The following is a 25160-nucleotide window of genomic DNA, read 5'->3' on the forward strand; positions in this document are numbered from 1 at the left end:
CGAGTACACACAGTGGATACGGAGACTCCTCGTGCCCAGCAAGAAGGCCCTCGTCCGCCGCCCCGGTCCGCGCCTCGCCGAAGGTCTGGTGACCCACATCGAGCGGGAACAGCCCGACGTCGATCTCGCGGTCGAGCAGTGGGAGGCGTACGTGGCGGCGCTGCGGGCGCACGACTGGCAGACGGTCGAGGTGGAGCCGGCCGACGACTGCCCCGACTCCGTGTTCGTCGAGGACACGGTGGTCGTGTACCGCAACGTCGCCGTGATCACCCGGCCCGGCGCCGAGGCCCGGCGCGAGGAGACCGCCGGGGTCGAGGAGGCCGTGGCCCGGCTGGGCTGTTCGGTGAACTGGATCTGGGAGCCGGGCACGCTGGACGGCGGCGACGTCCTGAAGATCGACGACACGGTCTACGTCGGCCGGGGCGGGCGCACCAACGCGGCCGGGGTGCAGCAGCTGCGCGCCGCCCTGGAGCCGCTGGGCGCGCGGGTCGTGACCGTGCCCGTGAGCAAGGTGCTGCACCTGAAGTCGGCGGTCACCGCGCTGCCCGACGGGACGGTACTCGGGCACATCCCGAACGTGGACCAGCCCTCGCTGTTCCCCCGTTTCCTCCCGGTGCCGGAGGAGTCCGGTTCGCACGTGGTGCTGCTCGGCGGCGGCAGGCTGCTCATGGCCGCGAGCGCGCCGAAGACGGCGGAACTGCTCACGGACCTGGGTCACGAGGTGGTCGTGGTGGACATCAGCGAGTTCGAGAAGCTCGAAGGCTGCGTGACCTGCCTGTCGGTGCGCCTGCGGGACCTCTACGTCTGAGCCCGCACGACGTCTGAGCCCGGTCGCCTGCGGCAGTCCGGATTTCGCGGAAAAAGGCAGGCTGATCAGCGGACTTTACGGAGAACTTAAGCTACGGCAACGTAACCTACGGCTTCGTAGCCTACGATTCCGTAAGTTCCGGCACCGCTCGCCGGACGGTTCCACCGTGCACCGCGTCCCCTGGAGTTACCCGTGACGATCACCTCCCCTCACCTCGGCAGCTCTGCCGCGTGGACAGACGCCAAGCTCCTGTACGCGCTGGAGGAGGTCGTCGAGACGGAGCTGAACCGTCATCTGAAGGTCGCCAAGGACTGGATGCCCCACGAGTACGTGCCGTTCAGCGACGGCCGTAACTTCCCCGGCATCTTCGAGGACGGCGAGGCCTGGGGCAAGGAGCAGTCCAAGGTCACGGAGATCGGCCGGATCGCCCTGGTGGTGAACCTCCTGACCGAGGACAACCTCCCCAGCTACCACCACGAGATCGCCTCCCTGTTCGGCCGGGACGGCGCCTGGGGCACCTGGGTGCACCGCTGGACGGCCGAGGAGGGTCGGCACGGCATCGTGATGCGGGACTACCTGCTCACCTCGCGCGCGGTGGACCCGGACAAGCTCGAGCAGTTCCGCATGGCGCACATGAGCGAGGGCTTCGAGTCCGACAACCGTCACTCGATGCTGCACTCGGTCGCGTACGTCGCCTTCCAGGAGCTGGCGACCCGCATCTCGCACCGCAACACCGGACACCAGTCCGGCGACCCGGTCTGCGACCGCATGCTGGCCCGCATCGCGACCGACGAGAACCTGCACATGGTCTTCTACCGCAACCTGCTGAAGGCGGCCTTCGAACTCGCCCCCGACCTGACCATGCAGGCCGTGCGGGACGTCGTCGTGGACTTCCGGATGCCCGGTCACGGGATGCCCGGCTTCGAGCGGGCGGCCGCGCAGATGGCCATCGGCGAGGTCTACAACCTGCGTATCCACCACGACGACGTCATCCAGCCCGTCCTGCGTCACCTGAAGGTCCTGGAGATCGACGGCCTGGGCCCCGAGGGTCTGCAGGCGCAGGAGGAGCTCGGCCTGTTCATGGGCGGTCTCGACGCGGAGGCCCTGAAGTTCGACGAGAAGCTCGCGGCCCGCAAGGCGCGTATGGCGGCGCGGGCCGCGGGCTGACCGCGCGCGCGGCGGGCCGAATTCCCAGTGCGGCCCGCCGCGGACCTGCGGCATCATGCCGCCATGCATGACGACACCACCTCGCAGCAGGCGGTCGGCTTCCTGCTGGACCTGGTCGACGACAGGACCGGCAAGCGGGTCCGTCGGCGCATCGGCCTGTCCCGCCCCGACCGGTCCCCGACGGCACAGCGCCGGCTGCTGTCCATGTGGACGTGGCCACCGGTGCCCGCGTCCATGCTGCTGTGGGCCCTGGAAGAGGACGACCCCGAGCTGAACACCGTGGTGTGGCGGCACCTGTCGGCGAACGACGGCATCCGCCGGGCCATCGTCCGCGGTGTGCCGTTCGGCCCCGGCCGTAGGCGGCCGGTGCCCGTCCACCCGACGCTGCGCGGACTGGAACCACCGGTGCCGGAGAGTTTCACCCGCCTCGGCCTGGTCGGCGCCCTGCGCGCGGTCACCTCCATGGAAGCGGGACGTGCGGCCGCCTCCATGGTGGTGGAGCGCCCGGACTGGCAGGAGGTCGCCGACGTGGACCGGGAGCGTCCGCTGTCCGGCTACGCACGCTGGGCCCTGTCCGTACGACCGGACTGCCCGCCCGCGCTGCGCGCCGGGTTCGGCACCCATCGCAAGTTCACCCACCGCGTGCGGCAGGCCGGAATCCTCGGCGGCCCGGCCGAGTACGCGACGCAGCACGGCCCCGCCGCCCGCGTCCTGGGGCTGCTGTCCCTGGGGAACACCCTCTTCCCGGCCCGCCTGGGCGTCGCCCAGGACGCGCTGCGCCCGCTGGTGCACGACCATCTGGGCGACCGCGAGGAGGCCTGGGCGGTACTGGCACAGCTGATGCCCACCTTCCACGGCACCGCCCCCGAGCTGGTGGCGACCGCGGGCGCCATCGCCTGAACCGGCGTCGGGGCGAGGGGGGCGGGGCGGCTGGATTCGAACCAGCGTGCTCTGGTTTTGGAGACCGGTGCGCCTGCCTCTGCGCTACGGCCCCGCCCTTGGCAGCCGAGCGTAATGCCTTCGCCCGTTGTCGGTGCGGGCTGGTACCAATGAGTCACGCGGTCACATGCCTTGCGGCACGGGGACACAGGGCCCATGGCAGGTGGCGCGCTGCACGGGGGAACGGGGGGAACGGGGGCACGAGATGGCGTACGGGGAACGGGGGCTTCGGCGTCCCCCGGTCGTGGACCTGGCCGACCGCAGGGCGCTGGAGCGGTACCGTCCGGCGGATCCTGCGGTGGTCCGGGAGGCACGGCGGCTGAAGGAGGCCGCCCTGCTCGACTTCGGCCTGACCGAGTCGGCGGTGGCGTCCTGGCTGTACGCCAAGTGCCACCACCAGATCCCGACGACCGCGGTGGACACCGCGGCCGTGGTCGCCTCCGGCGACGGCACCTGTCTGCTGCTGTTCAACCCGGACTTTTTCGTCCGACTGGGCCTGGACGGCGTGAAGTTCGTGCTGTTCCACGAGGCGCGCCACCTGGTGCACCGGCATCTGTACGCCGAGCCCGAACTGCGCGACGACCCGGTGTTCGAGCTGGCGGCCGAGGTGTCCATCAACCATGTGGCGCTGGTCCGCCTCGGCCGGACGGCGCTGCCCACCCTGGACGGCCGGCCCACCGGAGTCGACCCGCGCGAGGTGTACGAGGCCTATCGCGCGGACCTGACGGCACACGGCCTTGAGCCGGTCACGTACGAGACGTTCATCGCCACGGACCTGCGGGTCCACGGCGAGCTGAAGCGGATGCGGCATCCGCCGGTCCCGCGGGGGCGGCTGTGCGTGCATCTGGCGCAGGGCGGGGTGCCCGCCGACCCGGAGACCGTCGACGCGGTCGTGTCCTCCGTGCTGCTCAACTCCCTGCTGGCGGCCCGGCGCGGGCACGCGGGCGCGGAGCGTGAACTGCTCGACCTGATGCACCGCACCGAGGACGGCCCGGCGCGGACCGCGCGGATCTGGGGAAGGCTCGGCGCGGGCGTACTGCGCGGCGAGACCGCACGCACGCGGACCGTCCACTGGTGGCAGCGCTGGCTCGTCGACGTCCTCGGCTCCAGGCTGCGCGACGGCGAGCGGCTGGTGTACCCGAAGAAGCGCGGCGCCCTGCTCGCCGCCCTCGGTCAGGATCCGATGCTCGCGCGGCGCGGCCCGGTGCGCGAGAAGGTCCTCGTCATCGCCTACGACACCTCGGGTTCGATGCCGCAGCACGTGGTGACCTGGCTGACCGGACTCGTCGGCCGGATCGACGGGGTCGAGGCGCACTGGCTGTCCTTCGACGCCGTGGTGATGCCCTTCGCCCCGGGAGAGCGGGTGTACGGCGGGGGCGGCACGAGCTTCCAGGCCGTCGCGGACTACGTGGAGGGGCGGACGGCGGTCGACGGACGGCGTCTTGAGGTCCGTCCGGACGCCGTGGTCGTCCTCACCGACGGACACGCCCCCGCGATCACGCCCGCGGAGCCGGAGAAATGGATCTGGCTGATCACCGAGGGCGGCAGCGAGTGGCCCGAGACGCACACACCGGCGATGGCCTGCCATCGCGTACCCACGGAGACACCGCCGCTCCGGGGACCCGGATGACCGGCACACGAACCCACGGGGACAGGAAATGAGCACGCTTGCAGGGCAGTTCGCCGCCGCCGACCACGGCCGCGGCCCCGCCGAGGTCTCCCGCCTCGAAGGATTCATCGACGCGATGATCGAGCTGGGGCAGACCGGCCAGATCTTCGGCGAGCACGGCATCGGCAAGACGGCGACGTTCTTCTCGCATGTCGCCCGCGCCCACCCGGACGCCACGCTGGTGTACGTCCCGGCGGCGAATCTGACACCGGACGACCTGCTGGTCAACGCGCCGGTACGGGACCCGCACACGGGCGAACTGGTGCTGCGCCAGCTGGTGATGAACCAGCTGAAGCCCGGTCGGCCGTTCGTGCTGCTCGTCGACGACTCCCTCCAGGCGGGCGACACGATCCAGGCGCAGCTGATGCAGATCGCCTGCGACTGGACCCTCGGCGAGCACGATCTGCGTGCCCTCGGCTGCATCGGCGTCTTCCTCACCGACAACGAGTCGCTGGCCGAGACCTCGGCCCGGCGCAGCGACCTGGCGCTCCTCGACCGCATGGTCACCCTGCGGATCACGGCGAACGACACCTCCTGGCGACGCCATCTCGCCGCCAAGTACCGTCCGTGGGACCTGCGTCCGGTCTTCTCCCTGTGGGCGTCGCTCCCTCCGGCGCTGCGCGAGCTGTTCTCACCGCGCACGCTCGACCACGTTCTGGCCAACGCCCGCGAGGGTTTCCCGCTGCGCTGGGGCCTGCCCCTGGTCGACGGCGACCGGCTGCGGCTGGCCGAGCCCGGCCCGGACGGCAGACCGGGCCCGAACCGCACGGCCGAGATCCTCGACCAGGTCGCGGCGGCGTTGAACGTGCCCAACCCGTCGCGGATCGCCGACCCGGTACGGCAGGTCGTGCGGGCCGCGCTGCGCAACCGCTGGACGGTGCTGCTCCAGGGGCCGCCGGGGTGCGGCAAGACGGAGCTGGTGCGGGAGACGGTGCGCGCGGGGCTCGGGCGGGAGGCACTGTACTTCTCGCTGCCCGTGACCAACGTCGAGGACCTGTGCGCGCCGGTCCCGGCGGCGGACGGCACCCTGGACAATCTGCTGGCCGCCAAGTTCACCGGCCCGGAGCCCAAGGTGATCGTGTGGGACGAGTACAACCGGCCCAAGGACAAGGCCGCGTTCGCCAAGCTGATGGAGATCACCCAGGAGTGGTCGCTGGCCGGGCGCCGCATCGAGCAGCTGCGGGCGCAGATAGCCGTGCAGAACCCGCCGTACCACCTCGGCCGCAAGCTGCTGGTGTCGCGGAACAACATCGCCCAGGCGTCCCGGTTCACCGCGTCCCTGGAGGTGGAGCCGGACGACATACCGGCCAACGAATGGCTGCTCGCCCGCTACGGCGCGGACGCGGAGACGGTCCTGGAGTGGTGGAAGCACGACATCGACGACGACGGCCGGGCCTGGATCACCAAGCGCACCATGGAGCGACTGATCAAGCTGCACCGCCGCGGACTGCCGCTGGAGATGGCCACGGTCTATCTCGGGGACGGCGAGTACGCGCCCGTACCGCTCACCGCGCTGATCGACCGGTTCCGGGGCCGTCCGGTCACCGGTCTGCGGGAGCTCGCCCGCGACATCGACGCCTGGGAGGCGAGGCTGCGGCGCGCGGCCGAGCACTCGGACGAGGGCGGCGACGACAGCGACATCGTCCATCAGCTGCTGGCCAACGCGGAGTTGTCACAGTTGAAGAAACACCGTGCCGCGGTGTCCCGGCTCGTCCCGCTGCTGCCGGCGAAGCTGCGCGCGACCTATCTGGTGGGCGCGTCGCCGCAGCAACAGCGTTTCTGGACCGAGGTGTTCACGACGATGCGGCGCCCCGGCCGGAGCCCGGGAGGTGGTCACCAGGACGCTTCCCGGTAGTCCTTGAGGAACACCCCGGACATCGGTTCCCCGGACTCGCCCCGCACGATCGGGTCGTAGACGCGGGCCGCGCCGTCCACGATGTCCAGCGGGGTGCGGAACCCGGCTCGGGCCATCCGTGCCTTCTTCGGCGCCGGGTTCTCGTCGGTGATCCATCCGGTGTCGACGGCGCACATGTGCACGCCCTGCTCTGCGAGTTCGGCGGCGCTGGTGCGGGTGAGCATGTTCAGGGCCGCCTTGGCCATGTTGGTGTGCGGATGGCCGGCGGTCTTGTTGCGCACGGCGAACCGGCCCTCGACCGCGGTGACGTTGACGACGTAGCGACGCGGGTGCGGGGAGGCGAGCAGCAGCGGCAGCAGCCGGTCGCACAGCAGGGCCGGGGCGAGGGCGTTGACCAGTTGGGTCTCCAGCACCTCGGCGGGGTCGAGGGCGCCGAGCCGCGCCGACCAGGAGTTCTCCGGGGACGGATCGGGGAGCAGCCCTGCCTCGTCGGCCTCCCGCAGGGCGGCGGGCACAGCGGCCGCCGAGCCCTCCAGCATCCGCATCGGGCGGAAGCCCGGCGCCTGGCGGGCGCCCTCGGGCAGGGCCTCGTACTCGCCGGCGGCGAGCAGCCCGTACGACTCGGGCGGTCGGCGCACGGTCTGTGCCGCGTTGTTGACGAGGATGTCCAGCGGCTCACCCGTTCGGCGCAGGTCCTCGCAGAGTCCCAGCACCTGCCGTGGGTCGCGCAGGTCGACGGCGAGCACGGTCAGCCGGTCGAGCCACTCGGCGCTGCCGGGCGCGGCCCTGAAACGGCGCACGGTGTCGTGCGGGAAGCGGGAGGTGACGAGCACGTCGGCGCCGTCGCGCAGCATCATCAGGGCCAGCTGGAACCCGATCTTGACCCGGCCGCCGGTGAGCAGCACGCGACGGCCGCCGAGGTCGGTGCTCAGGCCGCGGCGGGCCGTGTTGTCCTCGGCGCACCGCGGGCAGAGCCGGTGGTAGAAGGAGTCGACCTGTCGATAGGGCTCCTTGCAGACATAGCAGGTACGCGGTCTGCGGAAGCTGCCGCCGGTACCGGGTACGACCAGGGGCGCGTCCTCGCGCCGGTGCGCCGCGCCGGTCGCGGTGGCCGCCATCGCCGCCGCGTCGGCGGCCGAGACCTCGGTGCTGCGCGACTTGCGGCGCCGCAGCCGTCCGTCGCGGGCGAAGGACGCGGCGACCTGCTCCGCCCGAAGCCTGCGGGCGTCGTCGACGGGCAGCGCCCGCAGCTTGCCCACGGTCCGGTGGAAGGCCGCCAGTTCCGCCTCGGTGAGGGTTTCGGTAAGGGTTTCGACGGCGGCTACGGGGTCCGCCTCGGTGTCCGGCCCCGTCGCCGTCTCTGGCCCGGTGATCCGCTCGTCCATCCGTCCCGCCCGCCCCGTGTCCGCCGTACCGTGGTCCCGGCCGGATTCGAACCGGCGTATCCGCCCTGACAAGGCGGCGAGTCTGCCTCTGCTCTACGGGACCGTGCACGCGCCCGGACGACCGGATTCGAACCGGCGTATCCGCCTGTGCAGGGCGTGCGACTACCTCTGCGCTACGTCCGGACGCGCCATGATCGTAACCGGCCGCGGAACGGTGGGGCATGGGGTTTTCAGTCGGCCGTGCGCCGGAGCTGGAGCCGTTCCTTCTCGGACAGGCCGCCCCAGACCCCGAAGCGCTCGTCGTTGGCGAGGGCGTAGTCGAGGCAGGCGGAGCGCATCTCGCACATGCCGCAGATGCGTTTTGCCTCACGCACCGAGCTGCCCGGCTCGGGAAAGAAGAAGTCCGCCCCGGTCTGCGCGCACAGAGCCCCGGCCTGCCAGGCGAGGTCGGGCGTGGCGATGGTGTCGATCTGCATGGACAGGATCGTGCCGGGCGCCGAAAAACGTTCGATCAACGCCGGATCAACGCGGCGGTCCGACGGCTCCGGCCGCCCGATGATCCCTCTGCGCCCCGCCGTGGCGCACGGCGGCGCGCGGAGGCGGGAGGAACAATCGGAGCATGCGCCGTCACGGAAGGTGATCTCCGTGTCCGTCGTCGTCGTGCCCCGCTCCGCCGGGTCGCTGCGGCAGCGGGTGTCAGTGGGCGGTGCAAGACTCGGCAGTGCAGGCACCGGGACCCCTTCAAGGAGGGCGCAGATGCTCACCACCCGTTTCGTCGACGGCTCCCCGAACTGGATCGACCTCGGCACGTCCGACATCGAGGGCGCCACCGCCTTCTACGCCGCCTTGTTCGGCTGGCAGTTCGTCTCGGCGGGCCCCGAATCCGGTGGCTACGGCTTCTTCCAGCTCGGCGGGAGGACCGCGGCCGGCGGTATGCAGACCACCGCGGAACAGGGCCCGCCGTCCTGGAACGTGTACTTCCAGAGCTCGGACGTCGAGGCCACGGCGAAGACGGCGGAGCAGGCCCACGGCCGTGTGCTGCTCCCGCCGATGGACGTCATGGGCCAGGGCCACATGGCGATCCTCGCGGACCCGGCCGGAGTGTCCTTCGGTCTCTGGCAGCCGGGGCGCATCAAGGGTGTCGACGTGGCCGAGGAACCCGGTTCGCTGTGCTGGGTCGAGCTCTACACGCAGGACATCGCGGCGGGTGCCGCGTTCTATCACAAGGTGCTCGGCCACGAGACCTCCGCCGTGCCGTTCCCCGGCGGCACCTACACCTGTCTGAACCCCGCCGACGGCGGGGAGGACGCCATGTTCGGCGGCGTGGTCCCGCTGGCCGACGACCCGACGGAGGCCGGCACCGGCCCGTACTGGCTGCCGTACTTCGAGGTGGCCGACACGGACGCGGCCGTCGCCAAGGCGCAGGAGCTGGGCGGCACGGTCCGGATGCCCGCCACGGACGTGCCGGACGTGGGCCGGATCGCCAAGCTGGCCGACCCGGCCGGAGCCCGCTTCGCGGTGATCCGGAGCGCGCAGCAGCAGTCGTGAACCAACCCGCGACGCCGGACTGATCAAAACGACAGGCCCTAGGCGGAGGCGCGGCGCACCAGGGTCGTCGGCAGGACCACGGCGGCCGGTGTGTCCGCGCCGGCCGGGCCGGCGGTGCTGCGGTCCAGGCGGCGCAGCAGGAGACGGGCCATCAGACGGCCCATCTCCTCTATGTCCTGGCGGATCGTGGTCAACGGCGGATCGGTCTGCTCGGCGACGGGCAGCATGTCGTCGAAACCGATCACGGCGACGTCCTCGGGCACCCGCCGCCCGCGTTCGCGCAGGACGCGCAGGGCGCCCGCGGCGGTGAGGTCGTTGGCTGCGAACACGCCGTCCAGGTCGGGGCAGCGGTCGAGGAGTTCACGCATCGCGCGTTCACCGCCGGCCGGGGTGAAGTCGCTCTCGACGACCATCCTCGGGTCGGCGTCCGGCATGACGTCCCGGAAGCCGTCGAGCCGGTCCACCGCGGACGTCTGGTCGAGGGCGCCCGCGATGTGCGCGATCCGGGTGCGGCCGAGGCCGACGAGGTGGCGCACGGCCTCCCGGGCGCCACCGCGGTTGTCGCTGTCGACGTAGACCGGACCGGGTGTGCCGTCGCTCCAGCCGGGGCGGCCGCCGAACACGGTCGGCACTCCGGCGCCCTGGATCAGTCCGGGCAGCGCGTCGTCGAGGTGCAGCGAGAACACCAGGGCCCCGTCGACATGGCCGCCGGCGAGGTAGCGGCCGACGCGGGCGTGGTCGTCGCGGCCCTCGGTGAGCAGCAGGACCAGCTGGCTGTCGTGGATCGTCAGCTCCTTGCTGATGCCGCGCAGTTGCAGGGCGAAGAAGGGGTCCGCGAAGACACGGGTCTCCGGCTCGGCGATGACGACGGCGATCGCGTCGTGCCGTTTCGTCACCAGGCTGCGGGCGGCCTGGTTGGGCACGTACCCGAGTTCGTCCACCGCCCGCCTGACCCGCTCGACAAGGGGTTCGCGCACCCCGTCGCCGCCGTTGACCACCCGCGAGACGGTGGCCCGGGAGACGCCGGCCCGTGCGGCCACCGCCTCCAGCGTGGGACGGGCGGTTGTCTCGGTCATGTCGGGACTCCTCACCGTCGATTGCGGATCAGGATAGCCCCGGCCCCGGAGATCGGTGAGAGCGCTCTCGCTACACCCCCGGCCGAGTGGTCACGCCTGGCCCGGCTCCTCGTGCCGGGCTCGGCTCGGCTGCACCCGTTTGGGTTCGCCCGGCATCTTCGGGTATTCCGGCGGATACGGCAGGTCGGCCAGGCCGTGGTCGCGTTCGTCCTTCGCCGCCAGGTCGAGGAGCGCTTCCAGCGAGTACGCGTGATCGTCCATGTCGGCGTGCACGTCACCGAGTTCGGCGAAACGGGCGGGCATCGTCACGAGGTCGAAGTCCCGGGGGTGCGCCTCGCCGACCTCCTCCCAGCGCAGGGGGGCGGAGACGGGGGCGTCCGGACGGGGCCGTACGGAGTAGGCGGAGGCGATCGTGCGGTCCCGGGCCGTCTGATTGTAGTCCAAAAAGATACGTTCGCCCCTTTCCTCCTTCCACCATTTCACCGTCACCCGGTCGGGCATCCGGCGCTCCATCTCCCGTCCGACGGCGATCGCGGCCCGCCGGACCTGGGTGAAGGTCCAGCGGGGTTCGATGGGCACGAAGACGTGCAGTCCCCGGCCGCCGGAGGTCTTGGGCCAGCCGCGCAGACCGCCGTACTCGTCGAGGACGGCCCGCAGTTCGTGGGCGGCGTGGACGGCGTCGTCGTAGTCGGTGCCGGGCTGCGGATCGAGGTCGATACGGAGTTCGTCGGGGTGGTCGACGTCGTCCCGGCGCACCGGCCAGGGGTGGAAGGTGAGCGTGCCGTACTGGGCGGCCCACAGGACGGCGGCCTCCTCGGTGGGGCACATCTCGTCCGCGCTGCGGCCGCTGGGAAAGGTGATGTGGGCCCTCGGGATCCAGTCGGGCATGTTCTTCGGGGCCCGTTTCTGGAAGAAGGACTCGCCGCTCACCCCGTCGGGGTAACGCTCCAGGGTGGTGGGGCGGTTGCGCAGGGCGCGCAGGATGCCGGGCGCGACGGCCCGGTAGTACTGGGCGAGGTCCAGCTTGGTGTAGCCGCGCTCGGGAAAGAAGATCTTGTCGGGGCTGGACAGCCGTACGGTCCGGCCGCCCGCTTCCAGTTCCACCGCGTCACCCATGCGGCCACGGTAGGCCGACCGCAGCCCGCCCGCACACCGGGCGTCAGGGGACGGGTTCGCGCAGAATCGGGGCATGGATCTGCCTGTCATGCCGCCAGTGAAGCCGATGCTCGCCAAATCGGTGGCCAGGATCCCGCCGGACATGCAGTACGAGGCGAAATGGGACGGCTTCCGGGCGATCGTGTTCCGCGACGGCGCCGAGGTCGAACTGGGCAGCCGCACCGGCAAGTCACTGACCAGGTACTTCCCCGAGCTGGTCGCGGCGCTGACGGAGCGGCTGCCCGAGCGGTGCGTGGTCGACGGGGAGATCGTGATCGCCCGGGAGGGACGGCTCGACTTCGACGCGCTCAGTGAGCGCATCCATCCGGCCGCCTCCCGGGTGCGCACGCTCGCCGAGCGGACCCCCGCCTCCTTCGTCGCGTTCGACCTGCTGGCGCTCGCCGACGAGTCGCTGGTCGAGCTGCCGCTGACCGACCGGCGGGCCCTGCTGACCAGGGCACTGGCCGGGGTGACGGCGCCGGTGCACCTGGCGCCCGCGACCACGGACGTCGCCGTGGCCCAGCGGTGGTTCGAGCAGTACGAGGGGGCCGGCCTGGACGGTGTGATCGCCAAGCCGCTGACCCTGCGCTACCTCCAGGACGAGCGGGCCATGTTCAAGATCAAGCACGAGCGGACGGCGGACGTGGTCGTCGCCGGCTACCGGTTCCACAAGAGCGGTCCCGTCGTGGGCTCGCTGCTGCTGGGCCTGTACGACGACCGGGGCACCCTCCAGCACGTCGGCGTGTGCGCGGCCTTCGCGATGAAGCGGCGCGCCGAGCTGGTGGAGGAGCTGGAACCGCTGCGGCTCACGGACGTCGAGGGGCATCCGTGGGCCGCCTGGTCGGACGAGAGCGCCCATGAGACGGCCCGGCTGCCCGGCGCGCCCAGCCGCTGGTCGGGGAAGAAGGACCTGTCCTGGGTGCCGCTGCGGCCGGAGCGGGTGGCCGAGGTGGCGTACGACCACATGGAGAACGGGGCGCGTTTCCGGCACACGGCCCGCTTCCGCCGCTGGCGCCCGGACCGCGCACCGGAGAGCTGCACGTACGCGCAACTGGAGGAACCGGTGCGCTACGACCTCGCGGAGATCCTCGGGTCACCGGCCTGAGCCGGACCGGGGGCGCGTTCCGGCACGCCCCCGGGGTGATCTTCACGGGCGCAGGAGGATCTTGACGGCGCCGTCCTCCTTGCGCTGGAACATCTCGTACGCCTCGGGTGCCTCGCTCAGCGGCAGCCGGTGGGTGGCGAAGTCGTCGACGCCCAGCGGGTCCTCGTCCGTCAGGTACGGCATGATCTCGTCGCTCCACCGGCGGACGTTGGCCTGGCCCATCCTGATCTGGACCTGCTTGTCGAACAGGGTGAGCATCGGCATCGGGTCGGCCGTGCCGCCGTACACGCCCACGATCGAGATGGTGCCGCCTCGGCGCACGAGCTCGATGGCCGTGTGCAGGGCGGCGAGCCGGTCCACGGCGAAGTGCTCGGCGAGCGGGCCGCCGATTCTGATGGGCAGCATCGTCGTGGCCTGTTGGGCCAGCCGGGCGACCGCGCTGCCGTGGGCCTCCGTGCCGACGGCGTCGATGACGGCGTCGGGGCCCCGGCCGGCGGTCCGGTCGCGGATCGCGGTGAGCAGTTCCTTCTCGCTGTCGAACTCCCTGAGGTCGAAGGTCTCCACGCCCCGCTCGCGTGCCCGCATCAGCCGCCGCGTGACCAGGTCCACGCCGAACACCCGTCCGGCGCCGCGCACCTGGGCCACCCGGCAGGCCATCTCACCGACGGGCCCGAGGCCGAGCACCGCGATGTCGGCGCCCGGCTTGAGTCCCGCGTAGGAGACCGCCTGCCAGGCGGTGGGCAGGACGTCGGACAGATAGACGAAGCGGTCGTCGGGCGGCCCCTCCGGGATCTTGATCGGTCCGAACTGCGCCTGCGGCACCCTCAGGTACTCGGCCTGGGCGCCCGGCACCGCGCCGTAGAGGCGGGTGTAGCCGAACAGGGCCGCACCCATGCCCTCGCCGGTGACCTGGGTGGTCTCGCACTGGGTCGGCAGTCCCTCCAGACACATCCAGCAGTTGCCGCAGGCGATCTGGAACGGCACCACCACCCGGTCGCCGGCCATCAGGTCCGGCACCCCCGCGCCGACCTCCTCGACGATGCCGATGGGCTCGTGGCCGAGGATGTCGCCCGGGGTCATGAACGGCGTGAGCACCTCGTAGAGATGCAGGTCGGAGCCGCACAGACCGCTGGAGGTGATGCGGATGACGGCGTCCGTCGGTTCCTGGATCGTCGGGTCGGGCACATCCTCCACGCGTATGTCGCGTCTGCCCTGCCAAGTCACTGCCCTCATCGTGCCGCGCTCCCTCCGTCGCCGGGGTGTGTCCGCCACAGCGGTGACCTCCCGGGTACCCGTGGGCCCACGGCCGAACCGTGACCGCGCCCGCGTGCGCCGTCGGGCCCCGGCCGGACCGAGACCGGACCGGCGTGCGTCGTGCGGATCGATCGGCGCGGTCGACGCGCGCAACCCGTGCCGAGCGGGTAGAGGCATCAGAAAGCCGATAAGCACACAAGCGTGGACACAGAACGGGGTGGCGACATTGGGCAGGGGACGAAGAACACGCACGCGGGGCGCCGCGACGACCGCGGCGCTGCTGGTCACCGCGGTGGTGGCCGCGTGGACGGCGGGCTGCAGCTCGCACCACCCGGGCGGCGACGAGCGGGGCCGTCCCCGGCCCTCGGCGCACAGCACGGCCGCCACGCCCGCTCCCTCCAGCCCGCCGACCCGGACGAGCAGCGGGTCGGTGCTCGCCGTGAAGATCGACAACGTGCCCGCGGCCCGGCCGCAGAAGGGGCTGGACTCCGCGGACGTCGTGTACGTCGAACAGGTCGAGGGCGGGCTGAGCCGGCTGATGGCCGTGTACGCCACCAGGCTGCCGGACGTGATCGGCCCGGTGCGCAGCGCCCGCGAGTCCGATCTGGAGCTGCTGGGCCAGTTCGACCGGCCGACGCTCGCCTTCTCCGGCGCACAGGGGAAGCTGCTGCCGCTGATCGACGACGCGCCGCTGCGCCCGGAGCCGCCCGGCCGGGTGTCCGACGCCTACTTCCGGGGCAGCGACCACCTCGCACCCCACAACCTCTATCTCCGGCCGTCCAGGCTGATGCCCTCGGCGCCGGGCCCCGCGGCGCTGACCACCGGCTTCCGCTACGGCGCCGCACCCGAGGGCGGGCAGCCGCGCACCACGCGCACCGTCCGCTACCCCGCCGCCCGCGTCACCTTCACCTGGTCCGCGGACCGGCACCGTTGGCTGGTCACCCAGGACGGGACCCCGACGGTGACCGCCGCGGGCCGGCGGCTGGCGCCCGCGACGGTCGTCGTGCAGTACGTGAAGATCCGCAGGTCCGGCTACCACGACGTGCTCGGCAACTACACGCCGTACACCGAGACGGTGGGGTCGGGGAAGGCGGAGGTGCTGCGCGACGGGCGCAGCTACGACGTCCGCTGGGAACGGGCGACGGCCGCCGCGGGCACGACGTTCACGGCCCAGGACGGCTCACCGGTGAACTTCGCGCGGGGCCAGGTGTGGGTGGTGCTGGCCAAGGCGTGATCAATCCCGGCCGGCCAGGGGCTCCGCCGGGTTGCGCAGCTCCTCGGCCGCGTCCGAGACCCGGCGGATCAGCTCGAAGAACTGTGTCTGCTCCGCGGCGGAGAGCGGGGCGAGGAAGACCTGGTTCATCCGGGCCGTGCGCACGGCCAGCCTGCGGTGGGTGCGCAGGCCGTCGTCCGTGAGGCGCAGCAGGAAGCGGCGGCCGTCCTGCGGGTCGCGGACCTTGTCCAGCAACCCGCGCCGGCCGAGCCGGCTGATCACCTCGGCGATGGTGGACCGGTCCAGCCCCACCCGCTCCCCCACGGTGCGCTGGTCGAGGCCCGGCTCGGCGACCAGCGTGTTGAGCACGGCGAACTGCGGAGAGGTGATCTCCTCGGAGACCATCGTGTTCCACAGCAGGTGGTGGGCCTGCTGAAGCCGCCGGGCCAGGTGCCCGGGGTGGGTGGTGAGGTCCACCGCGGCCATATGCGCTCCCGTGGTCGTAGTCAGCGGTCGGAATGCAGCGGGATTCATCGGTGCACTGAACAATACGTGACCGCAGCGGACACCGCCCTAGAGAAGGACAGGTGTTGACCACGCATTTCGCGCGGGTCTTGACGCCCGAGCCCACCGGTGGCAGCGTGAGGGAACTCCCAACGAAATAATCAGTGCGCTGACTATCTGGCTGACTATCCAGGAACCGCTAGGACCCCCATGGCTCTCACCCAGCAGGACATCGACCAGGAGATCGCGACCGAACGCGCCGCCTACGGGAAGCGGATCGCCGACGGCGCGCCCGTGGAGCACCAGCCGCGACGGGACTACGCGCCGTACCGCTCCTCGGTGCTGCGGCACCCGAAGCAGCCACCGGTCGCCATCGACGTGGCCCAGGACCCGGAGCTGGTGGAGCTGTCCTCCCCCGCCTTCGGCGAGCGCGACATCACCGAGATCGACAACGACCTGACCCGGCACCACCGCGGTGAGCCGATCGGCGAGCGGATCACCGTCTCCGGCCGGCTGCTGGACCGCGACGGGCGTCCGGTGCGCGGCCAGCTGCTGGAGATCTGGCAGGCGAACTCGGCCGGGCGCTACGCCCACCGGCGCGAGCAGCACGACGCCCCGCTGGACCCGAACTTCACCGGGGTCGGCCGCACCCTCACCGACGACTCCGGCTTCTACCGCTTCACCACGATCCAGCCGGGCCCGTACCCGTGGCGCAACCACGTCAACGCCTGGCGTCCGGCGCACATCCACTTCTCGGTGTTCGGCTCGGCGTTCACCCAGCGGCTGGTGACGCAGATGTACTTCCCGAACGACCCGCTCTTCCCCTACGACCCGATCCTGCAGTCCGTGACGGACGACGCCGCCCGGCAGCGGCTGATCGCCACGTACGACCACAGCCTGTCCGTGCCGGAGTTCTCGCTCGGCTACCACTGGGACCTGGTCCTCGACGGACCGAACGCCACCTGGCTCGAAGAAGGGCGCTGACCGGCCATGACGAAGATCGACACCAGCAGGCCGGAGAGCGTGCTGCCCACCCCGTCGCACACCGTCGGCCCGTTCTACGGCTACGCGCTGCCGTTCCCGGGTGGCGGCGACATCGCCCCGCTGGGCCACCCGGACACCATCACCGTCCAAGGGTATGTGTACGACGGTGAGGGCAACCCGCTGCCCGACGCCCTGGTGGAGCTGTGGGGACCCGGTCCGGACGGCCGGATGCCGACGACGGACGGCTCGATGCGGCGCGACCCCGCGACCGGCGGCCACCTGGGCCGCAACGGCGTGCAGTTCACCGGCTGGGGCCGGATCCAGACCGATGCCGACGGGCACTGGTACGCGCGCACACTGCGCCCCGGCGCACGTGGGCGCAGCGCACCGTATCTCAGTGTGTGCGTCTTCGCGCGGGGGCTGCTCGTCCACCTGTTCACCCGGATCTACCTGCCCGGTGATCAGGCGGCACTCGCCTCGGACCCGTTGCTGGAGCGGCTGGTCGAGGAGCGCCGCGACACGCTGATCGCCCGGGACGGGGGCGACGGCACGTACCGTTTCGACATCCGCCTTCAGGGCGAAGGCGAGACGGTCTTCCTGGAGTTCCAGTGACAGCTGCCGAACCCGACACCGGCCTGCTCGGACCCGGCTGGGCGGGCTCCCCCGCCGCGGCCGCGACCGGTGACCGCGCCTTTCTGCGGGCGCTGCTGGACGCGGAGGCCGCGCTGACCCGGGCACAGGCAGCACTGGGCCTGGCCCCGGCCGCGGCGGCGACGGCGGTGACCGAGGCGGCCGCGGGCGCCGCCTTCGACGTGCACGGGCTGGCACTGCGCGCCCGGACCGGCGGGAACCCGGTGATCCCGCTGGTCGCCGACCTGACGAAGGCGGTCGGCCCGGAGCACGGTCCCTACGTCCACCGGGGCGCGACCAGCCAGGACATCATGGACACGGCGACGATGCTGGTGGCCGTGCGCACGCTCGGCCCGGTCCTCGCCGATCTCGCCCGTACGGAGCGGGCGCTGGCCGCGCTGGCCGCCGCGCACCGGGACACCGCGATGCCTGGGCGGACGCTCACCCAGCACGCCGTGCCGACCACGTTCGGGCTGAAGGCGGCCGGCTGGCGGTCGCTGGTGCTCGACGCGCGCGACCGGCTGACCGCCGTACGCGACTCGCTGCCCGCCCAGCTCGGCGGCGCGGCCGGGACCCTCGCGGCCTTCTCCGTGTACGGCGCCGCCGACCCGCTCGCCCTGCCCGCCGCCTACGCCCGCGAACTCGAGCTCAGGGAACCGCTGTTGCCCTGGCACACGCTGCGCACCCCGATCGCCGACCTGGCCGGGGCCCTGGCCTTCACCGCCGGGGCGCTGGGCAAGACGGCCGTGGACGTGCTGACCCTGACCCGCACCGAGATCGGCGAGGTCACGGAGGGCGGCGGCGGAGGTTCCTCGGCCATGCCGCACAAGGCCAACCCCGTACGGTCGACGCTGATCGCCGCGGCGGCGCGCCGGGCACCCCAGCTCGCGGCCACGCTCTACGGGGCACTGGTCGCCGAGGACGAACGGCCGGCCGGTGCCTGGCACGCGGAGTGGGAACCGCTGCGGGAGCTGCTGCGGCTGGCCGGGGGCGCCGCCCGGGACGCCGCCGAACTCGCCGAGGGACTACGGGTGCACCCGGACGTCATGCGTGAACACCTCGACCTCACCCACGGGTTGATCGTCTCCGAGCGGCTGTCGGCCGAGCTGGCCCAGGTGCTCGGCCGGGCCCGCGCCAAGGAGCTGCTCACCGACCTCGCCCGGCGCACCCGCACCGAAGGCCGCCAGCTGGCCGAACTCCTCTCTGAAGAGCCGGAGTTGAAAGGGGTCGAGCTCACCGGAGCCGCCGATCCCACCCGTTACACCGGCTGCGCCGGAGCACTCACCGACCGTTGTCTGGAGCGACGTTGACCCCCACACTCCTCAACCACCTCGCCGAGGGGCCCGCTTCGGCTCCCCCGCTGCTGCTGGGGCCGTCCCTCGGCACGTCGTACGCCCTGTGGGACAAGGTGGCGCCCGAGCTGTCGGCCGGCCACCGGGTGGTCCGCTTCGACCTGCCCGGGCACGGCGGCAGCGCGCCGGACCTGATCGGCCCCGGCGCCACCGTCGGGGACCTCGCGGCTCTGGTGCTCGCGCTCGCCGACTCGCTGGGCATCGAGCGGTTCGGGTACGCGGGGGTGTCGCTCGGCGGCGCGGTGGGCCTGCACCTCGCCCTGCACCACCCCGAACGGGTCTCGTCGCTGGCCGTGATCTGCTCCTCGGCGCACTTCAACGGCGCCCGGCCGTGGCAGGAGCGGGCCGCGCTGGTACGGCGCGAGGGGCTGGCCGGGCTCGCCGAGAACGCGGACGCCCGCTGGTTCACCCCCGGGTTCAGTGTGCCCCGGCTGGTCCGGGACCACCGGGAGGCCGACCCGGGGGCGTACGCCGCCTGCTGCGACGCGCTGGCCGCGTTCGACCTGCGGGACCGGCTCGGCGAGATCTCCGTACGCACCCTGCTGATCGCCGGCCGCCAGGACCCGGCGACCCCGCCCGCGCATCTGCGGGAGATCGCCGACGCGGTGCCGCACGCCACCCTCGTCGAACTGCCCGGCGCCTCGCACCTGGCGCCCGCGCAGTGCCCGGAGGCCGTGCTGACGGCGCTGCGGGCGCACCTCGGCGGAACCGCCCGGCGGGGGATGGAGGTGCGGCGCGAGGTCCTCGGCGACGCGCACGTGGACCGCGCGCAGGCCCGGCAGACGCCGTTCACGGCCCGCTTCCAGGACTTCATCTCGCGCTATGCGTGGGGCGAGATCTGGACCGACCCGACGCTCGACCGCCGCGAACGCAGCATGATCACGCTGACGGCGCTGGTGGCGCACGGCCACTACGAGGAGCTGGCCATGCACCTCCGGGCGGCACGCCGCAACGGGCTCAGCCCCGAGGAGATCGGCGCGGTGCTGTTGCAGACGGCCGTGTACTGCGGGGTCCCGGCCGCGAACTCGGCGTTCGCCACGGCCCAGCGGGTGCTGGCCGAGGAGGAACAGGACGGCGAGTGATCCGGCCGTCGGTAGTCCGGGGGCAGGGCGGAGGGTGACCCTGGCGGTCGTGGTCCCGGCGCTACCCGCCGGGCCCCTTCGGCCGGGCCTCGGGCTCAGCTTGGTCCGCGGGTCGTGTCCAGGGCCTCGCGCGCCTGGCGCACCAGGCCGTCGGCACCGCACGAACGGGCCAGTGCCAGGCCCCGGTTGAGGTCGGCGACCGAGCGGGCGACGATGCCGTACTCGACGCGGGCGGCCGCGTGTTCGTACTGGCAGGGCGAGGACTCCAGGTAGGTGACCGCCTGGCCGGCCAGCCGGACCGCGCGCTGCCCGGTCTCCAGGGCGGCGGCGCAGCGCAGGGCCTCGCCGATGGCGGTGTCCGTGCCGAAGCGTTCGGCCTGACGGCGCGCGTCGGCGGCGAGCCGTCCGGCCCGGACGGGATCCTCGACGGCCAGCGCCCTGGCCAGGTCCACCGTCCACGGGGCGAGCACCGGGTTGTGGCCGCCGCGGGCGGCGGCCGCCTTCTCGGCCGCTTCCAGTTCGTTGACCCCGTCCTCGATGCGGCCGGCGGCCAGCAGCAGGCGGCCGCGTACGGAGCGGGGGTCGGGCAGCACGATGGTCGACGGGTAGGGCGGGGCGAAGCCGTACCGCTCGGCGACCGCCCAGGCCTCGTCGACATGGCCGCGGGCCAGCAGCGTGTCGACCAGCCCGCAGGACGCCGACCAGTACAGGGGCAGACCGCGGCCGACCCGCTCGGCCAGCCGCAACGACTCGCGCAGGATGGCCTCCGCGTCCCTGAGGCGGCCCTGTCTGCGGTAGGCGAGCCCGACGAACGCGTTGGCCAGAGCGAGGTGGCCGCCGCTCCAGCCGGCCGTGGTGTAGACGCGCAGCGCCTCGGCGAACAGGCTCTCGGCCCGGTCGAGGCGGTCGGCATAGGCGTACGAGCTGCCCAGCATCATCAGCAGCTCGACGCCCCACTCGCTGTCCGTCCAGCCGAGGCCCGGCGCGAGGCGGCCGTTGACGAGGGCCCGGTCGGCGCACTCCAGGACCTCCTCGGCGTTCCCGCCGTGCGCCATGAGGTCGAAGGCGCGCAGGATCAGCACGGCGCGCTCGGAGTTGTCACGGCCGGCGCAGGTGCGGGCGAGCTCGGCGAGCCGCTCGGACCGGCCCGGCGAGGTCGTCTCGCCGAAGATGCCCTCCCACATGTACTGCACGGCCTGCAACCGCATCCGCGCGGGTCCGGCCCCCTGCCGGGCGGCCTCCGCCTCGACGGTGCGGACCGCCTCCTCCAGCTGGTCGTTGTGCAGCAGAGCCTGGGAGAGGCGGAAGACGGCGTCGACGCGTTCGGCGCCGTCGAGGCCCTGCATGCCGAGCGCGGTCCGCAGATGGCCGATGGTCCGGGCGGGCGCGGTCAACAGGGAGGCGCAGCCCAGTTCGTACAGCACCCGGGCGTGCACCTCGGGGCGGGGCGGTTCCAGCAGGGCTCGTTCGAGACAGGCTCGGGCCGCGTCCGGGGCGCCGACGGCGAGATGTTCCCGGGCGGCCTCCCGCAGCTGCTCGACGAGTTCCTCGTCGTCGTCAGGATGGACCTGGAGCAGATGGCGGGCCGCGGCGGCCACTCCCCGGCCCGAGTCGGTGACGACCTGGGCGGCGATGCCGTGCATGGCGGTACGCAGCGCGTCCGGGATCGAGTTGTAGACGGCGGAGGCGATCAGCGGGTGGAGGAACTGGAGTTCACCCTCCGCCACCGGGCCCGCGCTGGGGTCCGGTTCGGTCAGGAAGCGGGCGCTGCACAGCAGTTCGGCACAGCGCACGGCGTCGTCGTGGCGCATCGCGGCGAGCCGGGCCACGAGCTCCACCGAGATACCGCTGCCGAGGATGGCGGCGGCCCAGGCGAACCGGGTGGCGTCGATGCCGAGTTGCTCCAGGCGGGCCACGAGGCCACCGCCGCGTGCCGAGCGGTTCAGGGCGCGCAGCTCGCCGGCCGAGGAGTCGGTCGGCTGCAACTCGGTGTCCTGCACCTTGGCGAGGAGCTCGATCGTCTCGTAGGGGTTGCCGGCGGTGACGGCCCACACCTCCCGGCAGAACGAGGCGTCGGCGTGCGGGCCGAGCGTGGCCCGGGTGAGGCCGGCCACCGCGTCCGGGGTCAGGGCGCTCAGGGTGGTGACCGGAGCGCCCGTCGCGGCGGCGACGCTGTCCAGGTGCCGGGCGCTCTCGCCGCTGACCCCGCCGGGCCTGCGGGCCACGACGACCAGGACGGCGAGGTCGTCGAGGCGTTCGGCGAAGACGCTGAGCCAGCCCAGGGTCTCCTGGTCCGCCCAGTGGGCGTCGTCGATCAGCAGGACGAGCGGCCAGTCCCGCCCGGCCAGCCGGCGCACGGCGGCGACGAGTCCGTCGCGGACGCCCTGCGGGTCGGCGCGGAGCTCGCCGGGCTCCGTGATGCCGAGGGCGGGACCCACGATGTCGTACCAGTCGCCGAGGTACTCGCGGGCCTCCTCCGGCAGCAGCGACACCAGGGCGGGCTGGAGCAACTGCCGTACGACGTTGAAGGGGACGGACCTCAGGGTCTCGCCGCCGCGCGCGGACCAGACGGTGCAGCCACGGGCCTCGGCGATGCGGCGCGTCTCGGCCAGCAGCGCGGTCTTGCCGAGTCCCGCCTCACCCCTGAGCACCACCAGGCTCCCCGCGGAGGACCGGTCGGCGCACAGGATCTCCACCGCGCGAGCGATGGCGGCGACTTCCCCGTCGCGCTCCCACAGGGAAGCCGAGGCGGCCGACGTGGGCCTGGCCTCCGTCATCCCGCTACCTCCCGAAGTCGCCCGAACGACATACAGACCTCAACCGTAGCCGCCCCGCCCGCGAACCGGAGGCCGGTCCGCGCACCTCTTGCCGCCAAGGGTGATGGCAGGTGCGCCGGGACGACGCGGGGTCCCGTGCGGGACTGCTTCCGAGCGTCAACAGTGTTGCTTTCGCGACAAATTGACGGTGCATCCAAGCCGACGGGGGCCGGGGGCCGGGGCCCCGGTGGCGGCAGGCGGCGGAGCGATCGGGGGTGGGTGAGGGGTGGCGGTGCGGTGGCGGTCGGGTGGCGGTCCGGGGGTCGCGATGCGGTGACGATGCGGTGGCGGTCCGGTGGCGCGCCGAGGGGAGTGGTCCGGTGGCGCGCTGGGGGCGGGCGGTCCAGTCGCACGCACTGGGGACGGGTGGTCCGGTGACGGGCCGAGGAGGGGGCGGCGCGCGCTGGGGGCGGGTGGTCCAGTGGCGTACCGAGGGGTGGTCCGGTGACGCGTCGCGGGGTGGTCCGGTGACGTGTCGAGGGAGGGTGGTCCGGGCCGCGTCGGGGACCGGCGGAGAGGGGTTGCGGAGGCCGGGACGGGATCCCTCTCATCCCTCTTTCACCGACGCCTCATACGGTGGGGTCATGACGCAGGTGACTCCTCCCGGGTGGTACCCCGACCCCGGGCAGAAAAGTGATGGTCCCCCCACCGAGCGCTGGTGGGACGGCAAGACGTGGACGGACCAGACCCGCCCGGCGGGAGAGGCCGCCGGCTGGGGTCCGCCGATGCAGGTGTCGCCGGAAGGTACGCAGCCGTACGTCTCGCCCGGCCCCTCCTATCCCGCACAGCCGGGATACCCCGGCTACCCCGGTTACCCCGGACATCCCGGCTACCCCGCACAGCCGCCGGCGGACGGCCGACGGCGCGGGCTGCGGACCGGCATAGCCGTCGGCGTCGCGGTGGCGGTGCTCGCCAGCATCGTCATCGGCGTGTACGCGCTCACCAAGGACGACGGTGGCGGCGGCACGAACGACGCACGTCAGGGCCAGGGCGCCCCCGGCGGCCCGAACGGCTCCGGCGGGCAGGGTGGCCCCTTCGGCGAGTCCGGCGGCCAGGGCGGCTCCGACGGCGGCTCGGGCGACGGCGGCCAGTCCCCCGCGCCCGACCAGTCCGAGGCACCGAAGATCAAGAGCGGTTCGGTCACCGACGCGGTGAGCGGGATCAGCATCCCGATCCCGGACGACTGGTACGGCCAGGAGCTCAACGTCGGCGCGCAGGTCACGTCGAACAACTCGTACGACTGCCCCGGCGACACCTCGCAGAAGTGCACCAAGGGCGGCGCCTACTCGGCCCCCGCCCTGGTCCTGGGCACCAAGGGCTCGACCGCGGAGGCGGTCGCCAAGGCGGACATCGCCACGAACGCCGAGGAGTCCTACGGCGGCACCACCTACGGCAAGATCACCTCGCACCAGGTGCTGGCCTCCAAGGCGGTGACGGTGGCCGGACAGAAGGGCTATCTGGTCCGCTGGAAGGCGGTCACGAGCAAGGGTGCCGACGGCTACGTCGAGTCGCTGGCGTTCCCCTCTCCGGCGAACCCCGCACGGATCGTCGTGGTCCGCTTCGGTGTCGACACGGACCAGAAGGTGTCGGTCATCGACGAGATCACCAAGGGCATCAAGGTGTCGACCGGCAGCGGCAGCGGTCAGAACGTCTGACCGGCCCCGGAAAGCCTGTCGGCCGGGTGGAGCTCCTCTCCGCTCAAGAGGAACCCCACCCGGCCGGGGGGTGCGCGCCGCCCCCGTCCCCACGGTGCGGCGCGAGCAGGTCACCGTCCGGTCATCCCGGGGACGGCGGCCTGAGTATCAGGTGAGGCCCAGCGCCGGCAGCACGGCGGCCTCCACGAACCCGACGAGGTAGTCCCCGTCGGCGTACTCGCCCACCAGCACGGGCCGCACCCGCAGGACGCCGAACATCATGGCGGGCACGTAGGCCAGCGCCGGATTTCCGGCCGCGACCTCGCCGCGCTCGACCGCCCGCCGGAGGATGTGCTCCAGCTCGGCGATCTCCGGCTCCACCAGTGCCTCACGCAGCGCCTTCTGGAGTTCGAGGTCCTGCATGACGGCGTGGCCGAGCGCCTGGAGCAGGCTGGTGTCCTTGCCCGCCCAGTCGCCCGCGGCCCGCGCCACCGCGCGCAGGTCGCCTGCGAGCGTTCCGGTGTCGACGCCGACGAAGCGCGCCTGCCGGCGAGAGCGCAGCGCCGCCGCCACGAAGTGGGGCTTCGTCCCCCACTGCCGGTAGAGCGTGGACTTGCTGCACCGGGTGCTCACGGCGACGCCCTCCATGGTGAGGGACTCGTAGCCGCATTCACGGATCTGATCCAGGACGGCGTCGAAGAACTCCTGCTCACGTTCGCGGGTGAGCTTGGAGCGGCGCGAGGCGACGACCGTCTCCGGTCCCTCCGCGGCCTGCGACGTCATCGGCATTTCCCCTCACTGCTGTCCGACAGGCCCGACGGGGCCCCTCTCCAGTGTGTCGCATGCAATCGATACGCCAGTGTACCGGTACACCAACGTATCGGTACACTACCGTATCGGTACGACACCGTGTCGCTGCCATATGCATATACGTGTACGCGGAGAAACGAGCGCCGAGCTCGCCGCCGCGCGCACGCACCACCG

21 protein-coding genes and 3 tRNA genes are annotated in these 25160 nt (G+C 72.5%); 13 read left to right on the forward strand and 11 right to left on the reverse strand.

The window, feature by feature from the left end:
- Positions 1-31: 31 nt before the first annotated feature.
- The 3 genes from ddaH (at position 32) to ACZ7OY_RS07745 (ending at position 2875) form a co-directional block, all read left to right on the forward strand.
- Positions 32-808, forward strand: coding sequence for a dimethylargininase (gene ddaH, locus ACZ7OY_RS07735; protein ID WP_471910552.1), 777 nt, complete (start codon positions 32-34; stop codon positions 806-808).
- A gap of 192 nt (positions 809-1000) precedes the next feature.
- On the forward strand, positions 1001-1975 hold the full coding sequence (locus tag ACZ7OY_RS07740) for an acyl-ACP desaturase (RefSeq protein WP_471910553.1): 975 nt from the start codon (positions 1001-1003) through the stop codon (positions 1973-1975).
- A 63-nt stretch (positions 1976-2038) separates the two neighbouring features.
- Entirely contained in the window at positions 2039-2875 is an 837-nt protein-coding gene (locus tag ACZ7OY_RS07745) for a hypothetical protein (protein WP_471910554.1), read from the forward strand.
- Between the two features lie 20 nt (positions 2876-2895).
- Here ACZ7OY_RS07745 and ACZ7OY_RS07750 read toward each other — a convergent pair.
- Positions 2896-2971: transfer RNA gene (locus ACZ7OY_RS07750), tRNA-Trp, on the reverse strand.
- A gap of 148 nt (positions 2972-3119) precedes the next feature.
- Here ACZ7OY_RS07750 and ACZ7OY_RS07755 point away from each other — a divergent pair.
- Positions 3120-4544 (forward strand): DUF2201 family putative metallopeptidase, encoded by a 1425-nt coding sequence (locus ACZ7OY_RS07755; RefSeq protein WP_471910555.1) that lies wholly within the window; start codon positions 3120-3122, stop codon positions 4542-4544.
- Positions 4545-4572: 28 nt separating this feature from the next.
- Positions 4573-6438: an AAA family ATPase gene (locus ACZ7OY_RS07760; protein WP_471910556.1), complete on the forward strand. Its 1866-nt coding sequence runs from the start codon at positions 4573-4575 to the stop codon at positions 6436-6438.
- Here ACZ7OY_RS07760 and ACZ7OY_RS07765 read toward each other — a convergent pair.
- From ACZ7OY_RS07765 to ACZ7OY_RS07780, 4 genes are all read right to left on the reverse strand, one after another.
- A complete protein-coding gene (locus ACZ7OY_RS07765; protein ID WP_471910557.1) occupies positions 6417-7823 on the reverse strand; it encodes an SDR family oxidoreductase in 1407 nt (468 codons plus the stop codon). The genes ACZ7OY_RS07760 and ACZ7OY_RS07765 overlap by 22 nt on opposite strands.
- 31 nt (positions 7824-7854) lie before the next feature.
- Positions 7855-7926 (reverse strand) — tRNA-Asp (locus ACZ7OY_RS07770).
- 9 nt (positions 7927-7935) lie between these two features.
- A tRNA-Cys gene (locus ACZ7OY_RS07775) sits at positions 7936-8006 on the reverse strand.
- A gap of 47 nt (positions 8007-8053) precedes the next feature.
- On the reverse strand, positions 8054-8299 hold the full coding sequence (locus ACZ7OY_RS07780) for a WhiB family transcriptional regulator (protein ID WP_351611849.1): 246 nt from the start codon (positions 8297-8299) through the stop codon (positions 8054-8056).
- 280 nt (positions 8300-8579) lie between these two features.
- On the opposite strand from ACZ7OY_RS07780, the gene ACZ7OY_RS07785 reads away from it, so the two are divergent.
- Complete coding sequence (locus ACZ7OY_RS07785; protein WP_471910558.1) at positions 8580-9371, forward strand: VOC family protein; 792 nt, start codon at positions 8580-8582, stop codon at positions 9369-9371.
- 38 nt (positions 9372-9409) lie between these two features.
- Here the strand turns inward: ACZ7OY_RS07785 and ACZ7OY_RS07790 are convergent, their stop codons facing one another.
- Positions 9410-10447 (reverse strand): LacI family DNA-binding transcriptional regulator, encoded by a 1038-nt coding sequence (locus ACZ7OY_RS07790; protein ID WP_471910559.1) that lies wholly within the window; start codon positions 10445-10447, stop codon positions 9410-9412.
- A gap of 90 nt (positions 10448-10537) precedes the next feature.
- On the reverse strand, positions 10538-11563 hold the full coding sequence (ligD, locus tag ACZ7OY_RS07795; protein WP_471910560.1) for a non-homologous end-joining DNA ligase: 1026 nt from the start codon (positions 11561-11563) through the stop codon (positions 10538-10540).
- A gap of 73 nt (positions 11564-11636) precedes the next feature.
- Between ligD and ACZ7OY_RS07800 the strand changes: the two genes are divergently transcribed.
- Complete coding sequence (locus tag ACZ7OY_RS07800) at positions 11637-12707, forward strand: ATP-dependent DNA ligase (protein ID WP_471910561.1); 1071 nt, start codon at positions 11637-11639, stop codon at positions 12705-12707.
- A gap of 42 nt (positions 12708-12749) precedes the next feature.
- Here the strand turns inward: ACZ7OY_RS07800 and ACZ7OY_RS07805 are convergent, their stop codons facing one another.
- On the reverse strand, positions 12750-13940 hold the full coding sequence (locus ACZ7OY_RS07805; protein ID WP_471910562.1) for a zinc-dependent alcohol dehydrogenase: 1191 nt from the start codon (positions 13938-13940) through the stop codon (positions 12750-12752).
- Positions 13941-14178: 238 nt separating this feature from the next.
- Between ACZ7OY_RS07805 and ACZ7OY_RS07810 the strand changes: the two genes are divergently transcribed.
- Positions 14179-15195 carry a DUF3048 domain-containing protein gene (locus ACZ7OY_RS07810; RefSeq protein WP_471910563.1) on the forward strand — a complete coding sequence of 339 codons (1017 nt, stop codon included), beginning with the start codon at positions 14179-14181 and terminating at the stop codon, positions 15193-15195.
- On the opposite strand, the gene ACZ7OY_RS07815 is transcribed toward ACZ7OY_RS07810, so the two are convergent.
- Positions 15196-15660: a MarR family winged helix-turn-helix transcriptional regulator gene (locus tag ACZ7OY_RS07815; protein WP_471910564.1), complete on the reverse strand. Its 465-nt coding sequence runs from the start codon at positions 15658-15660 to the stop codon at positions 15196-15198. It abuts the gene before it with no gap.
- A gap of 228 nt (positions 15661-15888) precedes the next feature.
- On the opposite strand from ACZ7OY_RS07815, the gene pcaH reads away from it, so the two are divergent.
- From pcaH to pcaDC, 4 genes are read left to right on the forward strand one after another with little or no spacing between them, the layout of a single operon-like run.
- Complete coding sequence (pcaH, locus tag ACZ7OY_RS07820; RefSeq protein WP_471910565.1) at positions 15889-16662, forward strand: protocatechuate 3,4-dioxygenase subunit beta; 774 nt, start codon at positions 15889-15891, stop codon at positions 16660-16662.
- Between the two features lie 6 nt (positions 16663-16668).
- Positions 16669-17274, forward strand: a complete 606-nt coding sequence (gene pcaG, locus ACZ7OY_RS07825; RefSeq protein ID WP_471910566.1) for a protocatechuate 3,4-dioxygenase subunit alpha — start codon at positions 16669-16671, stop codon at positions 17272-17274.
- The gene (pcaB, locus tag ACZ7OY_RS07830) at positions 17271-18602 is read left to right on the forward strand and encodes a 3-carboxy-cis,cis-muconate cycloisomerase (RefSeq protein WP_471910567.1); all 1332 of its coding nucleotides are present in this window, start codon (positions 17271-17273) and stop codon (positions 18600-18602) included. Before pcaG ends, pcaB begins: the two co-directional genes overlap by 4 nt.
- Positions 18599-19726: a bifunctional 3-oxoadipate enol-lactonase/4-carboxymuconolactone decarboxylase PcaDC gene (gene pcaDC / locus ACZ7OY_RS07835; RefSeq protein WP_471910568.1), complete on the forward strand. Its 1128-nt coding sequence runs from the start codon at positions 18599-18601 to the stop codon at positions 19724-19726. Before pcaB ends, pcaDC begins: the two co-directional genes overlap by 4 nt.
- Positions 19727-19821: 95 nt before the next feature.
- Here pcaDC and ACZ7OY_RS07840 read toward each other — a convergent pair whose 3' ends face one another.
- The gene (locus ACZ7OY_RS07840) at positions 19822-22503 is read right to left on the reverse strand and encodes an ATP-binding protein (protein WP_471910569.1); all 2682 of its coding nucleotides are present in this window, start codon (positions 22501-22503) and stop codon (positions 19822-19824) included.
- 623 nt (positions 22504-23126) lie between these two features.
- Between ACZ7OY_RS07840 and ACZ7OY_RS07845 the strand changes: the two genes are divergently transcribed.
- Positions 23127-24197 carry a DUF2510 domain-containing protein gene (locus tag ACZ7OY_RS07845; protein ID WP_471910570.1) on the forward strand — a complete coding sequence of 357 codons (1071 nt, stop codon included), beginning with the start codon at positions 23127-23129 and terminating at the stop codon, positions 24195-24197.
- Positions 24198-24344: 147 nt separating this feature from the next.
- On the opposite strand, the gene ACZ7OY_RS07850 is transcribed toward ACZ7OY_RS07845, so the two are convergent.
- Positions 24345-24959: a TetR-like C-terminal domain-containing protein gene (locus ACZ7OY_RS07850; RefSeq protein WP_471910571.1), complete on the reverse strand. Its 615-nt coding sequence runs from the start codon at positions 24957-24959 to the stop codon at positions 24345-24347.
- Positions 24960-25160 lie beyond the last annotated feature (201 nt).

It is taken from the genome of Streptomyces sp. NPDC107559, assembly GCF_055657365.1.

Coding starts and splice junctions, on each gene's coding strand:
- ACZ7OY_RS07805 (WP_471910562.1), bottom strand. CDS start 13,940: ATGAGGGCAGTGACTTGGCAGGGCAGACGCGACATACGCGTGGAGGAT.
- ACZ7OY_RS07800 (WP_471910561.1), top strand. CDS start 11,637: ATGGATCTGCCTGTCATGCCGCCAGTGAAGCCGATGCTCGCCAAATCG.
- ACZ7OY_RS07755 (WP_471910555.1), top strand. CDS start 3,120: ATGGCGTACGGGGAACGGGGGCTTCGGCGTCCCCCGGTCGTGGACCTG.
- ACZ7OY_RS07785 (WP_471910558.1), top strand. CDS start 8,580: ATGCTCACCACCCGTTTCGTCGACGGCTCCCCGAACTGGATCGACCTC.
- ACZ7OY_RS07850 (WP_471910571.1), bottom strand. CDS start 24,959: ATGACGTCGCAGGCCGCGGAGGGACCGGAGACGGTCGTCGCCTCGCGC.
- ACZ7OY_RS07790 (WP_471910559.1), bottom strand. CDS start 10,447: ATGACCGAGACAACCGCCCGTCCCACGCTGGAGGCGGTGGCCGCACGG.
- ACZ7OY_RS07815 (WP_471910564.1), bottom strand. CDS start 15,660: ATGGCCGCGGTGGACCTCACCACCCACCCCGGGCACCTGGCCCGGCGG.
- ACZ7OY_RS07745 (WP_471910554.1), top strand. CDS start 2,039: ATGCATGACGACACCACCTCGCAGCAGGCGGTCGGCTTCCTGCTGGAC.
- ACZ7OY_RS07845 (WP_471910570.1), top strand. CDS start 23,127: ATGACGCAGGTGACTCCTCCCGGGTGGTACCCCGACCCCGGGCAGAAA.
- pcaG (WP_471910566.1), top strand. CDS start 16,669: ATGACGAAGATCGACACCAGCAGGCCGGAGAGCGTGCTGCCCACCCCG.
- ACZ7OY_RS07760 (WP_471910556.1), top strand. CDS start 4,573: ATGAGCACGCTTGCAGGGCAGTTCGCCGCCGCCGACCACGGCCGCGGC.
- ACZ7OY_RS07765 (WP_471910557.1), bottom strand. CDS start 7,823: ATGGACGAGCGGATCACCGGGCCAGAGACGGCGACGGGGCCGGACACC.
- ACZ7OY_RS07780 (WP_351611849.1), bottom strand. CDS start 8,299: ATGCAGATCGACACCATCGCCACGCCCGACCTCGCCTGGCAGGCCGGG.
- pcaH (WP_471910565.1), top strand. CDS start 15,889: ATGGCTCTCACCCAGCAGGACATCGACCAGGAGATCGCGACCGAACGC.
- ligD (WP_471910560.1), bottom strand. CDS start 11,563: ATGGGTGACGCGGTGGAACTGGAAGCGGGCGGCCGGACCGTACGGCTG.
- ACZ7OY_RS07840 (WP_471910569.1), bottom strand. CDS start 22,503: ATGACGGAGGCCAGGCCCACGTCGGCCGCCTCGGCTTCCCTGTGGGAG.